At 62.5% G+C, this 15579-nt stretch carries 12 protein-coding genes; 3 read left to right on the forward strand and 9 right to left on the reverse strand.

Annotated features, from left to right (window positions below):
- Nucleotides 1-67: 67 nt before the first annotated feature.
- The 9 genes from AC5ZG5_RS16350 to AC5ZG5_RS16390 all read right to left on the reverse strand — a co-directional run bounded on the left by AC5ZG5_RS16350 (nt 68) and on the right by AC5ZG5_RS16390 (nt 10261).
- Complete coding sequence (locus AC5ZG5_RS16350; RefSeq protein ID WP_456642919.1) at nt 68-1294, reverse strand: ABC transporter substrate-binding protein; 1227 nt, start codon at nt 1292-1294, stop codon at nt 68-70.
- 387 nt (nt 1295-1681) lie between these two features.
- Nucleotides 1682-2911 (reverse strand): ABC transporter substrate-binding protein, encoded by a 1230-nt coding sequence (locus AC5ZG5_RS16355; RefSeq protein ID WP_130226610.1) that lies wholly within the window; start codon nt 2909-2911, stop codon nt 1682-1684.
- Between the two features lie 164 nt (nt 2912-3075).
- Nucleotides 3076-4302, reverse strand: a complete 1227-nt coding sequence (locus AC5ZG5_RS16360) for an ABC transporter substrate-binding protein (RefSeq protein WP_456642918.1) — start codon at nt 4300-4302, stop codon at nt 3076-3078.
- Nucleotides 4303-4646: 344 nt separating this feature from the next.
- Nucleotides 4647-5876, reverse strand: coding sequence for an ABC transporter substrate-binding protein (locus AC5ZG5_RS16365; protein WP_456642917.1), 1230 nt, complete (start codon nt 5874-5876; stop codon nt 4647-4649).
- A 30-nt stretch (nt 5877-5906) separates the two neighbouring features.
- Entirely contained in the window at nt 5907-6923 is a 1017-nt protein-coding gene (locus AC5ZG5_RS16370) for a branched-chain amino acid ABC transporter permease (protein ID WP_028166749.1), read from the reverse strand.
- Nucleotides 6924-6925: 2 nt separating this feature from the next.
- Nucleotides 6926-7804, reverse strand: coding sequence for a branched-chain amino acid ABC transporter permease (locus AC5ZG5_RS16375; RefSeq protein ID WP_028166750.1), 879 nt, complete (start codon nt 7802-7804; stop codon nt 6926-6928).
- A 13-nt stretch (nt 7805-7817) separates the two neighbouring features.
- Nucleotides 7818-8531 carry an ABC transporter ATP-binding protein gene (locus tag AC5ZG5_RS16380; protein ID WP_456642916.1) on the reverse strand — a complete coding sequence of 238 codons (714 nt, stop codon included), beginning with the start codon at nt 8529-8531 and terminating at the stop codon, nt 7818-7820.
- Complete coding sequence (locus AC5ZG5_RS16385; RefSeq protein WP_455997704.1) at nt 8528-9325, reverse strand: ABC transporter ATP-binding protein; 798 nt, start codon at nt 9323-9325, stop codon at nt 8528-8530. The genes AC5ZG5_RS16380 and AC5ZG5_RS16385 overlap by 4 nt, the downstream gene beginning before the upstream one ends.
- Before the next feature lie 72 nt (nt 9326-9397).
- On the reverse strand, nt 9398-10261 hold the full coding sequence (locus AC5ZG5_RS16390) for an IclR family transcriptional regulator (RefSeq protein ID WP_456642915.1): 864 nt from the start codon (nt 10259-10261) through the stop codon (nt 9398-9400).
- A gap of 172 nt (nt 10262-10433) precedes the next feature.
- Here AC5ZG5_RS16390 and AC5ZG5_RS16395 point away from each other — a divergent pair, with 172 nt between their 5' ends.
- From AC5ZG5_RS16395 to AC5ZG5_RS16405, 3 genes are all read left to right on the forward strand, one after another.
- Nucleotides 10434-12530: a 3-hydroxyacyl-CoA dehydrogenase NAD-binding domain-containing protein gene (locus AC5ZG5_RS16395; protein ID WP_456642914.1), complete on the forward strand. Its 2097-nt coding sequence runs from the start codon at nt 10434-10436 to the stop codon at nt 12528-12530.
- Between the two features lie 139 nt (nt 12531-12669).
- A complete protein-coding gene (gene pimA / locus AC5ZG5_RS16400) occupies nt 12670-14364 on the forward strand; it encodes a dicarboxylate--CoA ligase PimA (protein ID WP_456642937.1) in 1695 nt (564 codons plus the stop codon).
- Complete coding sequence (locus tag AC5ZG5_RS16405) at nt 14361-15548, forward strand: acetyl-CoA C-acyltransferase (RefSeq protein ID WP_456642913.1); 1188 nt, start codon at nt 14361-14363, stop codon at nt 15546-15548. The genes pimA and AC5ZG5_RS16405 overlap by 4 nt, the downstream gene beginning before the upstream one ends.
- Nucleotides 15549-15579 lie beyond the last annotated feature (31 nt).

Raw genomic sequence — 15579 nt, forward strand, 5'->3', positions numbered from 1 at the left:
CAAAAAGCCCCTGCGACTGTGTCGCAGGAGCTTTGCGTGCTTAACCTTGGGTAACTGCGGGAGACTTTTACCCGCCGACGTCAGCGCTGATGACGTCGCCGAACAGTTCCCACTTGTCGCCCTTGAACTTCATGAGCTGAAGCGAGCTGATCGGAGCAAAGTCGTTTGGTCCGGTGTTGATCTTGATGCCGGGCAGCAGGACTTCGGTGCGGAAATCCTTCAGGCTCGCCGCCTGCTTCATGACGTTCTCGCGCGTCAGGTTGTCGCCACATTGCTTCAGCACCTGAACCAGCGTCTGCGCCACGCCGTAGCCGACCACGGTACCGCCGTCGAGCTTGTCGCCTTCCGGAAAATCCTTGGCCATGAAGGCATAGAATTCCTTCATGCCGGGATCGTTGTCCCACTGCTTGTCGGAGGCGTCCTTGAGGTAGGCGGCGGAGATGATGTCCTGGGCGTTCTCGAAGCCGGCCGGCTTGAGCACGCTGCCGACGGACGCCGAGACGTTGTTGAGGAAGTGCAGCGGCTTCCAGCCGATCTCGGCGTTCTTCTTGATCGCCTGCGCGGCAAATTTCGGCGTGGTGATATTGATGAAGATGTCGGCGCCGGTGGCCTTGAGCTTGACCAGATGCGAATCGATCGACGGCTCGGAGGTCTCGTAGCTCTCCTCCATCACGATCATGCTCGCGGCCTTCGAGCCGAGCCCGTCCCTCAGGCCCTTTAGATAGTCCTTGCCGTAGTCGTCGTTCTGGAAGAGCACCGCGATCTTGGCGTCGGGATGGTTCTTCAGGATGTACTTGGCGTAGATCTGGGTCTCACTCTGGTAGCTCGGCTGCCAGCCCATGGTCCACGGAAAGTTCTGCGGGTCGTTCCACTTGGTGGCGCCGGTGGCGACGAAGAGCTGCGGCACCTTCTTCGAGTTCATGTATTTCTGGATCGCGGTGTTCGAGGGCGTGCCGAGCGAGTTGAAGATGAGCAGCACCTCGTCGCTCTCGACCAGCTTGCGCGCCTGCTCGACCGCCTTCGGTGGCGAATAGGCGTCGTCATAGGAGACGAAATTGATCTTGCGGCCATTGATGCCGCCGGCGTCGTTGATCTTCTTGAAGTAGGCGGCCTCGGTGCGTCCGATTACGCCATAGGCGGAGGCCGGTCCGCTGTAGGGCATGATGTTGCCGACCTTGATCTCGGTATCTGATGCGCCCGGATCGTATTTCTTCTGCGCCGACGCAGTGCCGGCAGTGGCCGCTAACAAGCCGAACGCTGCCGAAAGAATCGCAAGTTTTTTGATAACGGACATTCCGTCTCTCTCCCTTTGGATGACATTGATGCTGTGTCATGGCTTTCTTGATCCGAAAGCTCTTGGTGTTAAGCGTATGGATTACCATTTTGCCGACATTGCCTCAACAAAAAGCCCCTGCTGCAAAGCCACAGGGGCTGCATCTTTAGTAGCCATGTACACGCAAGCCGCAGCAGCACGATGAGATCGGGTCGAATTGCGTCCGCGACGAACACTGCGCTCCCTTTCCCGCCTGCGGGAGAGGTTGGGGTGAGGGTGTCTCCGCGATGGGACTCTTCGTGGGGAGAGAGCCCCCACCCGCTGCACCAAGGGCGCAGCGACCTCCCCCGCAAGCGGGAGAGGTGAATGAGCTCGCGTATAGACTGATTCAAGCAAATGACATCAGGATCAGCCGCCGACGTCGCCGCTCAGGATGTCGCCGAAGCGCTCCCAGGTGTCGCCCTTGAATTGCATGAGCTGCAGTTGCGACAGCGGCGCGAAATCGGTCCGTGACGTATTCACCTTGATGCCGGGCAACAGCCCGTCGAGCTCGAGGTCGCGGATGCTGGCGGCCTGCTTCATGATGTTCTCGCGGGTCAGGTTGTCGCCGCAGGCCTTCAGCACATGCACCATGCCTTGCGCGACCGTGTAGCCGTACATCACCGAAAGGTCGGAGCGATTGGCCTCAGGATAGTACTTATCGAGGAATTCGTTCCAGGCGATCATGCCGGGATCGTTCTTCCACTGCGGATCGGTCGGATCCTTCAGGTAGTTCGACGAGATGATATCCTGCGCGTTCTCGAAGCCGGCCGGCTTGAGCACGCTGCCCACGGAGGACGAGACGTTGTTGAGGAAGTGCAACGGCTTCCAGCCGATCTCCGCGTTTTTCTTGATCGCCTGCGCCGCGAATTTCGGCGTGGTGATGTCGAAGAACACATCGGCTCCGGACGACCACAGCTTGACGATGTGGGAGTCGATGGAGGGCTCGGAGACTTCGTAGCTTTCCTCGATCACGATCATCGAATCCGCCTTGCTGCCGAGGCCGTCCTTGAAGCCTTTCAGGTAGTCCTTGCCGTAATCATCGTTCTGGTAGAGCACCGCGATCCTGGCATTCGGATGGTTCTTCAGGATGTACCTGGCGTAGATGATCGACTCGCTCTGGTAATTGGGCTGCCAGCCCATGGTCCAGGGAAAATCTTTCGGATCGTTCCACTTGGTGGCGCCGGTGGCGACGAAGAGCTGCGGCACCTTCTTCTGGTTCATGTATTTCTGGATCGCCGAGTTCGGCGGCGTGCCAAGCGAATTGAAGATGAAGAGCACCTCGTCGCTCTCGACCAGCTTGCGCGCCTGCTCCACCGTCTTCGGCGGAGAGTAGGCGTCGTCATAGGAGATGAAGTTGATCTTGCGGCCGTTGATGCCGCCCTCTGCATTGATCTTGTTGAAATAGGCCGCCTCCGTCTTGCCGATCACGCCATAGGCGGAGGCCGGTCCGCTGTAGGGCATGATGTTGCCGATCTTGATCTCGGTGTCGGTGGCGCCGACGTCGTATGCCTTCTGGGCGAGCGCGTGGCCGCTGCTCACGGCCAGCAATGCGACGGCGGCCGCAAGGGCCCCCAGCCGCAAATGGATGGCAGACATTGGGATCTCCTTGGGCTCATGGTGGACGTCTCATGTTTTTTGGATTGGCAGCACTTTTCCGGCTCCTGCCGGTATTGAATACCTTCCACCTGGTCCCAGCAACAAAAAGCCTCCCGCGATGGCGTCGCGGAGGGCTGCAAACGGCGGATGCCGCCGCGGCTCCCTCAATGCCCGAGCGCTCCGCTCATGATGCTGCCGAACAACTCCCACTTGTCTGTCTTGAAGCGCATCATCTGCAGTTGCTTGATGGGCGCGAAGTCGGTCGGCGATGTGTTGATGGTGATGCCGGGCAGCAGCGTGTCGGGCGCAAACTCCCTCAGGCTCGCGGCCTGCTTCATGATATTGGCGCGGGTGAGATCGTCGCCGCACATCTGCAGCACCTTCACCATGGTTTGCGCCGCGCCATAGCCATAGACCGCCGCGTCATCGCGCCGATCGGCTTCCGGATAATATTCCTGCAGGAACGCGAAGAAGCGCTTCATGCCGGGATCGTTGTCCCATTGCGGGTCGGCGCCATCCTTGGCATAGGCCGCCGACAGGACGCCCTGCACATTCTCAAAGCCGGCCGGCTTCATCGCGCCGCCGACGGAAGCGGAGACATTGGACACGATCTGCAGCGGCTTCCAGTTCAATTCCGCGACGTTCTTCATCGCCTGAGCTGCGAATCTCGGCATGGCGACGTTGATAAAGACGTCGACGCCGGCGGCCTTCAGCTTGGCGATGTGGCTCTCCATCGACGGCTCTGAGGTCTCGTAGCTCTCTTCGGCGACGATCATCGCCGCCTTCTCGCCGAATCCGTCCCTCAAGCCTCTGAGGTAGTCCTTGCCGAAATCGTCGTTCTGATAGAGCACGCCGACCTTGGCGTCGGGCCTCTCCTTCATGATGTATTTGGCATAGATGCGCGCCTCGCTCTGGTAGTTCGGCTGCCAGCCCATAGTCCACGGAAACTCTTTCGGCTGGTCCCACTTGCTGGCGCCGGAGGCGACGAAGAGCTGCGGCACTCCCTTGCCGTTCATGTATTTCTGGATCGCGAGGTTGGTGACCGTGCCGAGCGAGTTGAAGATCAGAAGCACTTTATCGCTCTCCACGAGCTTGCGCGCCTGCTCCACCGTCTTCGACGGGTTGTAGCCGTCGTCGTAGCTGAGAAAAACGATCTTGCGACCGTTGATGCCGCCCTCGGCGTTGACCTTGTTGAAATAGGCCGCCTCGGTCTTACCGATCACGCCATAGCCGGAAGCCGGTCCGCTATAGGGCATGATGTTGCCTATTTTGATCTCGGTATCGCTGGCGCCGGTATCGTACTTTTTCTGGGCGAGCGCACCGCCGGTGCTGGCGGTGACCAGGACGAGCACGGCTGAAAGGGCAGTCAATCGCAAGCGGACGGCAGTCATTCGTTTCCTTCATCCTTGAGATCATGATCCGATTAGACGGAATCGGATCATGATCTCATCTCTTGTTTGAGCATGATCTTTTCGGAAAACCGGTTCCCACTTTTCCGGATCATGCTGTGGTGGATGCGTTTCTTGGAACTCCCACGGCGGGCATTGAACGCGGTTCTCGCGCCGTCCGTCAACAAAAAGCCCCGCGGCTTGCACCGCGGGGCTTTGCGCTGGTCTCTTGCACTGCACAAGCTTAGAGCGTTTTCGAGCGAAGTGGATACCGGTTCGCGTGAAGAAAACGCGTCAAAACAAGAATCTAGAGCTTCGGTTCTGATTCAATCAGAACCGAAAATGCTCTAGTCGGCGGGAATGTCGCCGCTGATGATCTCGCCGAACAGTTCCCACTTCTGTCCCTTGAAGCGCATCATCTGAAGCTGGCTGATCGGGGCAAAGTCGGTGGCGCTGGTGTTGATCTTGACGCCGGGCAGCAGCGTGTCCGGCGTAAAATCCTTCAGGCTCGCCGCCTGCTTCATGACGTTGGCGCGGGTGAGATTGTCACCGCACATCTCCAGCACCTTCGCCAGAGTTTGTGCAGCGCCGTAGCCGTAAACCAGGGCGCTCTCGGTCTTGTCGGCGCCCGGCATGTACTTGTCGAGGAATTCATTCCACTTCTTCATGCCGGGATCGTTGTTCCATTGCTGGTCGCTGCCGTCCTTGGCGTACGCGGCCGAGAGCACGCCCTGGGCGTTATCAAATCCCGCCGGCTGCATCACGCTGCCGACCGAGATCGAGACGTTGGCGACGATCTGCAGCGGCTTCCAGCCGAGTTCGGCGGTCTTCTTGATGGTCTGGGCGGCGAATTTCGGCGTGGCATAGATCAGCAGCACGTCCGGGTTGGCGGCCTTGATCTTGACGATGTGGGAATCGATCGTCGGCTCGGCGATCTCGTAGCTTTCCTCGAGGATGATCATCGAGGCGCCCTTGGCGCCGAGGCCGTCCTTGGTGCCCTTGAGGTAATCCTTACCGAAATCGTCGTTCTGATAGAGGATCGCGACCTTGGCGTCCGGCTTCTCCTTCATCAGCCATTTCGCGTAGATCTGCGCTTCGCTCTGGTAGCTCGGCTGCCAGCCTATGGTCCACGGGAAGTTCTTCGGATCGTTCCACTTGGTCGCGCCGGTGGCGACGAACAGTTGCGGGATCTTCTTGGAGTTGAGGTATTTCTGGATCGCGGTGTTCGAGGGCGTGCCGAGCGGGTTGAAGACGACAAGGACTTCGTCGCTCTCGACCAGCTTGCGCACCTGCTCGACCGCCTTCGGCGGCGAGTAGGCGTCGTCATAGGTGATGAAATTGACCTTGCGGCCGTTGATGCCGCCCCGATCGTTGATCATCCGGAAATAGGCGGCCTCGGTCTTGCCGATGCTGCCATAGGCGGACGCAGGTCCGCTATAAGGGATGATGTTTCCGATCTTGATCTCGGTGTCGGAGGCGCCGGTATCGTATGTCTTCTGGGCGAAGGCACTGCCGGAAGCGGCAGCACAAGCGACGACCGCCGCCGAAAGCACGGCGGTCCGTAGTTTGAAGGGCATCGTCTCTCCTAAAGTCTCTTTTTTGGTTCTTCAGTTCTTCTTGAGTTTCGCCGCCAGTTGCTGGGCAATGAGGGCGACCTGCCGGGCGCCATGCGGCACCAGGTAGATGACGAGGAACAGGAGCACGCCGAACACGGCGCCAGAGAGACCCTTGGAAATGCCTTCCGCAATGTTAGGCACAAAGATGATGAAGGCGGAGCCGACGATCGAACCCGGCAGCCAGCCGACGCCACCGACCACCATGCCGACGAACAGAGAGATCGCGAGCGTGATGGTGTAGCCGTCGGGCGCCACGAACTGCACCGCGATCGCGCCCAGGCCGCCGGCGATGCCGGTGATGCCGGCGCTGACGCCGAAGGCCAGCGTCTTGTACAGCGCGACGTTAACGCCCATGGCGGAGGCCGCGATCTCGTTGTCGCGGATCGACATCAGGGCGCGGCCCGAGCGCGAGCGGAGCAGGTTCACCGAGGCGACATAGATCCCGATCGAGACCGCCAGTGTGAAGTAATAGAGCCACATGTCTTGCGACAGCGGCAGGCCGAATGGCGCATCCGGCTTGGTCACCACCAGGCCTTGCACGCCGCCGGTCCAGTGCTCGAGGAAGCCGAGCTTGAGGAGCTGAGGCATGGCGAGCGCCAGAGCAAAGGTCGCGAGCGCGAGGTAGATACCCGACAGCCGCAGCGCCGGCTGGCCGAACAGGAAACCCGCGCCGAAGCAGACGACGCCCGCGACCGGCAGGGTCAGCGCGTAATTGACGTTGAAGTGCTCCATCAGGATCGCCGTGGTATAGGCACCGATGGCGTAGAACGCGCTCTGGCCGAGCGAGAACTGGCCCGAGCCGCCGGTCAGGATGTTGAGCGCCAGCACCGCGAGCCCGTAGATCAGGAGCATCGTCATCTGGAAGATGATGAAGTTCTTGACGAACAGGGGCGTCAGGATCAGGGCCGCCAGCACCACCAGCGAGGTGCCGTAGCCGAGCGTCATGGCGCGCTTCGGAACCGCCTCGACGGCCGGGGCTTCGGTTACAACTTCTTCAGCCGCGCTCATGATCAGACTCGCTTCACGATGGGCCGGCCAAACAGCCCGGCCGGTTTGACGACCAACACGGTGATAATCAGCGCCAGCGCGATCGGCAGCTTGAGCTCGTTGCCGACGCCTGGAATGTAGGTGCCGGCAAGGTTCTCGAACACGCCGACCAGGAAGCCGCCGATCACAGCGCCGAGCGGCGAGCTAAGGCCGCCGAGCACCGCGGAGGCGAAACCGTAGATCAGGACGCCGCCCATCATGTTCGGCTCGAGGAACACCACCGGCGCGATCAGCATGCCGGCGATCGCGCCGATGGCGGCGGCCATGCCCCAGCCGAGCGCGATCATCCAGCTCGTGTTGATGCCGACCAGCCGCGCCGATTCAGGCAGTGAGGCAGCCGCTCGCATCGCAAGGCCAATGCGGGTGAACTGGAAGAAGAAATAGAGGCCGGCGAGCAGCAGCAGGGTGACGCCGACCATGCCGGCCTGGTGGGTCGAGATCAGCTGGCTGCCGAGGAACGGCGAGGAGCCGAACGGCGTCGGATATTGCTTGATGGTGAAATCCCAGATCAGGCCCGCGACCGAGTTGACGATCGCAAACAGCGCGATGAAGCCGGCGACGTTGGTCAGTACCGGCGCCTTCGCCAAGGGCTTGAACAACAGCCGCTCGATCAGGATGCCGCCGGCGAAGGAAAGGATGACGGTGAGGATGAAGGCCCACCAATAAGGCACGCCCCACTGCATCATCTGCCAGGACATGAAGGTCGAGAACATCGCCATTTCGCCCTGCGCGAAATTGAGATGGTCGATCGCCTGGTAGATCATCACGACGGCGAGCGCCATGCAGGCGTAGATCGCGCCGGTGGCGATGCCGGCCAGGACTTGGTTGGCAAAAAGCTCCATGGTCCTCGCTCCCTCAGTAACCCAGATAGGATTTACGGACGTCTTCGTTGTTGGCGACGTCCTTGGCATTGCCGGACATCACGATGCGTCCGGTTTCAATCACATAGGCCTGATCGGCGAGCTCGAGCGCGAGCTGCGCATTCTGCTCGACCACCAGGATGGTGACCTTGTCCTCGCGGTTGATCTTGCCGAGGATGCGAAACAGGTCGCGGACCACCAGCGGCGCCAGGCCGAACGACGGCTCGTCCAGCAGCATCAGCCGCGGCCGCAGCATCAGCGCGCGCGCGACCGCGAGCATCTGCTGCTCGCCGCCCGACAGCGTGCCGGCCTGCTGGGTATGACGCTGCTTGAGCACCGGGAAGTGGTCGTACATGCGCTCGATGTCGGCGACGATGCTCTTCTTGTCGCCGCGCGTGATGGCGCCAAGCTGCAGGTTCTCCTCCACCGTCATGTTGGTGAAGGTGCCGCGGCCCTGCGGCACATGGGCGATGCCGAGGCGGACCACGTTCTCGGTCGAACGATTACCGATCGGCTTGCCCTCGAATTCGATCGCGCCGGTCGAGCGCACCATGTTGCAGATCGCCCGCAGCGTGGTGGTCTTGCCGGCGCCGTTGGCCCCGAGCAGCGTGGTGAGCGAGCCTTCGTTAAGGGAAAAGCTGAGGCCGTGAAGCGCCTGGACCTGACCGTAATAGGCGCGCAGATCCTTGACGTTGAGCATCATCGTCATTGGTCCTTGCTCCCGAGATAGGCCTTGATGACGTCGGGATCGGCCTGGACCTGGCTAGGGGTTCCCTCGGCGAGCTTGCGGCCGAAATTGAGCGCGACGACATGGTCGGCGGTCGACATCACCATACCCATGTGGTGCTCGACCAGGAGCACGGTGATCTTGCGCTCGTCGCGGATCTTGCGGACGAGGTCGCCGAGCACATAGACCTCTTCATGGTTGAGGCCGCCGGCCGGCTCGTCCAGCAAGAGGATCTTCGGATCGGCCGCGAGCGCGCGCGCCAGTTCGACGCGCTTCTGGGTGCCGAACGGCAGGCCCGAAACGATGCTGTGCGCGACGTCCTCGAGGTCGAGATAGGCCAGGATCTCGTGCACCTTCTTGTTGACCGAAGCCTCGCTGCGCCTGATCCAGGCGAGCTTGAGCGAGTCGCTGATGATGTCGCTGGAGGTGCGCGCGTGGGTGCCGACGCGGACATTGTCGAGCACCGAGAGATTGGGAAACAGCGCGACGTTCTGGAAGGTGCGACCGATGCCGATCTCGGCAATCTTGTGCGGCGGGCGGCTGAGGATGCTCGCGCCTTCCATCAGGATGTCGCCGGAGCTCGGCTGATAGAGCCGGGAGAGGCAATTGAAGAGCGTCGTCTTGCCGGCGCCGTTCGGTCCGATCAGTCCCAGGATCTGGCCCTGATGCATGTCGAAGGAGACGCCGTTCAACGCGACGATGCCGCCGAACACGACGCTGACGTCGCGAACCGCCAGCAGTGGCGCATGACCCTGCGCGAGTTGTGCCTGCGTCATCTCGTCTCGCCCGCCCGCTTGAGAGGGCGGAGAGCGCCGCGCGAGCGATCGCGCCGGCGATGAAGAAGGCTGTCAGATGCCCTCGGCCACACGTGCAACTTTCCCTCCTGATCTAGACTTTTTGCTTTCAACTTTTCTGGATTGCGGCGCTACCCCACCAAGCGCCTGCTCGATGTTCCTTACCATCGCGACAAGGCGAGGTCCAATATCGTCGAGCAACCGGTCTTCCGTAAAGCGGAATGCCGGCGCACCGCAGTTGAATGCATACGGACCGGTTCCGTCATTGAGCTGCAATGCCACGCCGACAGCGTGAACATCGTCCTGCCATTCACCAGCAGAAATTGCAAAGCCACGCTTCGCTACCAATTCACCCGAACGCTCGATGCCATCGCGCATCTTCGGCCAGCGGCTGCCATAGTGGTCGCGAAGCTCACGCAGCAGAGCGGTACGCTCATCGTCCGGCAGCGCCCAGATATAGGCGCGTCCCATCGCGGTGGTCGCTATTGGTATCCGCGAACCGACATCGAGCTGAACGCCGAGCGTCAGTCCGTTCCGGCTTTGCCCGAAATAGATCATGCTGAGCCGATCGCGCCCGCCGACCGCGACCGCACCGCCGGTCGCACGCATCACGTCCTCGCGATAGGGTTCGGACAAATGCCGGACACCGAGATTGGCGAGCGCGGCATAACCCAGCGCCATGGCAGAGGGCGTGAGCTGGTACTTCTCGAAACGCGGAACGGGTGTAAGGTAACCAAGCTTGGTCAACGTATAGGTCAGCCGCGAAACGGTTGGCTTCGGCAAATTGGTGCGGGCCGCAATCTCCTGATTGCCGAGAAGCCCGTCATTGGGACGGAATGCGCGCAGGACTTCCAATCCACGGGAAAGCGCGACCACAAAATTGCGGTCGGTCGCCGCCTTCTTTCCTGAACGTTTCATTCCCCGCCACTTTGTCGATCTCGTTGACAAGGGACGTGCTTCAAAATAACCCTCCGTGTCAAGATGTGGAATTTAATTTCGCAGTGCGAAATTAGCTACTAAACGCAAGAACCGCAACAACGCCTTGCAAAAGAACACACCGCAAAAGAACACAGCATCCAAGGAGAGCCTCGTGAGCGAAGTCGTAAAACTCGAGCGGCATGACATCATTGGCATCGTCACGGTTAACAATCCTCCGGTCAACGCGCTGAGTGCCGCAGTACGCGGCGGCATCCTGGAATGCATCAAGAGCGCGATTGCCGATGCCGAAGTGAAGGCGATCGTGCTGACCTGCGCCGGCCGCACCTTCATCGCCGGTGCCGACATCACCGAATTCGGCAAGCCGCCGAAGCCGCCCGGCCTCAACGAGGTGCTGGAGGCGATGGAGAATTCACCGAAGCCGATCGTTGCCGCGATCCACGGCACCGCACTCGGCGGCGGCCTCGAAGTCGCTCTGGCATGCCACTATCGCGTAGCAACCAAGGATGCCCGGCTCGGCTTGCCTGAAGTGAAGCTCGGCCTGCTGCCCGGCGCCGGCGGCACCCAGCGCCTGCCGCGCGCGGTCGGACCGGAGCTTGCGGTCAAGATGATCGTCGGCGGCGACCCGATCGGCGCCGCGGAAGCACTCAAGAGCGGCTTGATCGAAGAGATCGTCGAGGGACCGGCCGCCGGCGGCGAAGCCTTCGCACTCAAGGTGCTGGCGGAGAAGCGCCCATTGCGCAAGTTGCGCGACGACGACTCCAAGCTCGCCGCGGCCAAGGCCGACCGTTCGATCTTCACCAATGCGGTCGCCGCGCTGACCAAGCGCGCACGCGGCCTGGAAGCGCCGTTCGCTGCAGCCGACGCGGTCGGCGCCGCCATCGACCTGCCCTTCGATGAAGGCCTGAAGAAGGAGCGCGAGACCTTCCTGAAGCTGGTCGCGAGCGACCAGTCCAAAGCGCAGCGTTACGCCTTCTTCGCCGAGCGCGAGGCCGCGAAGATCGCAGGCGTGCCTGATGGCACCAAGCCGCGCAACGTCGCGCGCGTCGCCATCATCGGCGCCGGCACCATGGGCGGCGGCATCGCGATGTCGTTTGCCAATGCCGGCATCCCCGTGACGCTGATCGAGACCGGCGAAGAGCAGCTCAAGCGCGGCCTCGGCGTGATGCAGAAGAACTATGAAGCGACCGCTGCCCGCGGCGGCATCCCGGCGGATGCACCCGCCAAGCGGATGGCGCTGATATCAGGCGTGGTCGGCCTGGAAAACGTCAAGGATGCTGACCTCGTCATCGAGGCGGTGTTCGAGACCATGGCGGTCAAGAAGGAGGTGTTCGGCAAGCTCGATCAATATGCCAAGCCGGGCGCCGTGCTGGCCTCCAACACGTCCTACCTGAACATCGACGAGATCGCCAAGGAGACCAAACGGCCGCAGGACGTGCTGGGCATGCACTTCTTCTCGCCGGCCAACGTCATGAAGCTGTGCGAGATCGTGCGCGCCGAGAAGACTGCGCCCGACGCGTTGGTCACGGCGGTTTCGATTGCGCGCAAGATCGCCAAGGTTCCGGCCGTGGTCGGTGTCTGCGACGGCTTCGTCGGCAACCGCATGCTGGCCCAGCGCGGCAAGCAGGCGGAAAAGCTGTTGTTCGAGGGCGCGCTGCCGCAGCAGGTCGACGCTGTCGTTACGAAATTCGGCATGCCGATGGGGCCGTTCGCGATGGGCGACCTCGCCGGCCTCGACATCGGCTGGCGCTCGCGCAAGGACCGCGGCATCAAGTCGGAGATCGCCGACGCGCTGTGCGAAGCCGGCCGCTTCGGCCAGAAGACCGGCAAGGGCTATTACAAATATGAGGCGGGCTCGCGGGCGCCGCTGCCCGATCCGGAAGTCGAGAAGCTGATCGACGAGACGCTGGCGCGCCTCGGCCGCAAGAAGCGTGTCGTCAGCGACGACGAGATCCTCGAGCGCATGATGTACCCGATGATCAATGAGGGCGCGCGCATCCTGGAGGAAGGCATCGCGGCGCGGCCTTCCGACATCGACGTGGTCTGGCTCTATGGCTATGGCTGGCCGATCTACCGCGGCGGCCCGATGTTCTGGGCCGACACCGTGGGTCTGAAGCACATCGCCGATCGCCTCTCCTTCTATGCCAAGGAGACCAACGATCCTTCGCTGGAACCGGCGCCGTTGCTCAAGCGCCTCGCCGACGAAGGCAAGACGTTTGCCTCGCTCGCCGCGCCGTCGAAGGCGGCTTGATGATCGGCTTCCGCTACGTGTCATTCCGGGATGCGCCGCAAGGCGCAGGCCCGGAATCCATTTCTCCGCCCGAGTATGTGGCCCAATGGATTCCGGGTTCGCGCTTCGCGCGCCCCGGAATGACAGCCCAGTGAGCATCATGACTCATCCCGGCGAACAGTTTTATCCGAAGGGCGTGCGTTGGGACGATCCGATCGCGCGCGGCACGTTGCCTGATTTGCTCTCCACGGCCGCGGCGGCCTACGGCCCGCGGACGGTGATCGAATTCCGCGACCGGCCGATCAGCTATGCGGAGCTGGAAGCGCTGGTCGAAACCGCGGCTTCCGCGTTCCTGCGGGCCGGCTACGGCAGGGACACCTCGGTGGCGTTGTTCCTCGGCAACACGCCCGACCATCCCATCAACTTCTTCGGCGCGCTGAAGGCGGGTGCCCGCGTCGTACATCTCTCGCCGCTCGACGGCGAGATCGCGCTCTCGCACAAGCTCTCGGATTCCGGTGCGCGCATCCTCATCACCAGCAACCTCTCGGCGCTGCTGCCGACCGCGCTGAAGTTCCTCGACAAGGGCCTGCTCGACCGGCTGATCGTCTGCGAGGACGATCATTGGGGCAAGGTCGGCACGCCCCAGACCGCGTTGCCCGGCCATCCCGCCATCATCACCTATCGCCAGTTCGTCGACGGCGCGACCAAACCCGCCAGATGGCCTGAGGTCAGCGCCGACGACGTCGCGCTGCTGCAATATACCGGCGGCACCACCGGCCTGCCGAAAGGCGCGATGCTGAGCCACGGCAATCTGACCGCCGCGGTGTCGATCTATGAGGTCTGGGGCAAGGCTGCCCGCGCGGAGCGCGATGCGATCGAGCGCGTGATCTGCGTGCTGCCGCTGTTCCACATCTACGCGCTGACGGTCGTGCTGCTGTCCTCGATCCGGCATGGCCATCTGATCTCGCTGCACCAGCGCTTCGACGTCCAGGCCGTGATGCGCGACATCGAGGTCAAGCGCGCCACCGTGTTCCCGGGCGTGCCCACGATGTGGATTGCAATCGCCGCCCTGCCCGATCTCGACAAGCGCGACCTGTCCTCGCTGGTGAGCTGTGGTTCCGGCGGCGCGCCGCTGCCGGTGGAAGTCGCCAAGATCTTCGAGCGCCGGGTCGGCATGAAGCTGCGCAGCGGCTGGGGCATGACCGAGACCTGCTCGCCGGGCACCGGCCACGTCAAGGAAGGGCCGGACAAGCCCGGCTCGATCGGCCTGATGCTGCCGGGCATCGAGCTCGACGTGGTCTCGCTGGATGACCCCAAACAGGTCCTGCCCGTCGGCGAAGTCGGCGAAATCCGCATTCGCGGCCCGAATGTGACAAAGGGTTACTGGAACCGGCCCAAGGAAACCGCCGAAGCGTTTGTCGGCGACCGCTTCCTCACCGGCGACATCGGCTACATGGACGCGGACGGCTATTTCTATCTGGTCGACCGCAAGAAGGACATGATCATCTCCGGCGGCTTCAACGTCTATCCGCAGATGATCGAGCAGGCGATCTATACGCATCCGTCAGTGCACGAAGTGATCGTGATCGGCATCCCCGACGACTACCGTGGCGAGGCTGCGAAAGCCTTCATCAAGCTGCGCGATGGCGCGGCGCCGTTCACGATCGACGATCTGCGCGTCTTTCTCACCGGCAAGCTCGGCAAGCATGAACTGCCGGCCGCACTCGAATTCGTCGAGGAATTGCCGCGAACGTCGGTCGGAAAACTTTCCCGCCACGAATTGCGCCAGCAGCGGGCCGCCCCGGCTGGCGCTGCGAAACAACAACCAGAAAACGCAACAGGAGGTCGTTCATGACCGACGCCGTTATCGTCTCTACCGCCCGCACGCCGATCGGCAAGGCCTATCGCGGTGCGCTCAACGTCACCGAAGGCGCGACCCTGCTCGGACACGCCATCGGCGAAGCGGTCGCCCGCGCCAAGGTCGATCCAAAGGAGATCGAGGACGTCGTGATGGGCGCCGCCCTGCAGCAGGGCTCAACCGGCGGCAACATCGCGCGCAAGGCGCTGCTCCGCGCCGGCCTTCCCGTGACCGTCGCCGGCACCACCATCGACCGGCAATGCGCCTCGGGCCTGCAGGCGATTGCGCTTGCCGCGCGCTCGGTGCTGTTCGACGGCGTCGAGATCGCGGTCGGCGGCGGCGGTGAATCGATCAGCCTGGTGCAGAACGACAAGATCAATACGTTTCACGCCCAGGACCCGGCGCTGTTGAAGATCAAGGGCGAGGTCTACATGCCCATGATCGACACCGCCGAAGTGGTCGCCAAGCGCTACAACATCTCACGCGAAAAGCAGGACGAATATTCGCTCGAGAGCCAGCGCCGCACCGCGGCCGCCCAGCAGGGCGGCAAGTTCAAGGACGAGCTGGCGCCGATCACCACCCAGATGGCGGTGACCGACAAGGCGACCGGCGCGGTCTCGTTCAAGGAGGTGACGCTGTCGCAGGATGAGGGCCCGCGGCCCGACACCACGGCCGAAGGCCTTGCCGGCCTGAAGCCGGTGCGCGGCGAAGGTTTTACCATCACCGCCGGCAATGCCAGCCAGCTTTCCGATGGCGCCAGCGCGACGGTTATCATGAGCGACAAGGAAGCGGCCAAGCGTGGCTTGAAACCGCTCGGCATCTTCCGCGGTTTCGTTTCCGCCGGCTGCGAGCCCGACGAGATGGGAATCGGGCCGGTCTTCGCCGTGCCGCGCCTGCTCAAGCGCCATGGCCTGAAGGTCGAGGACATCGACCTCTGGGAGCTCAACGAGGCCTTCGCGGTGCAGGTGCTCTATTGCCGCGACAAGCTCGGCATCGATCCCGATAAGCTCAACGTCAATGGCGGCGCGATCGCGGTCGGCCATCCCTACGGCATGTCGGGCGCACGGCTCACCGGCCACGCCCTGATCGAAGGCCGCCGCCGCAAGGCAAAATATGCGGTCGTCACCATGTGCGTCGGCGGCGGCATGGGGGCGGCCGGTTTGTTCGAGGTGGTGCACTAGTCCTGTCGTCCCGGCGAAGGCCGGGACCCAT

The sequence above is a fragment of the Bradyrhizobium sp. Ses1 genome, assembly GCF_059512365.1.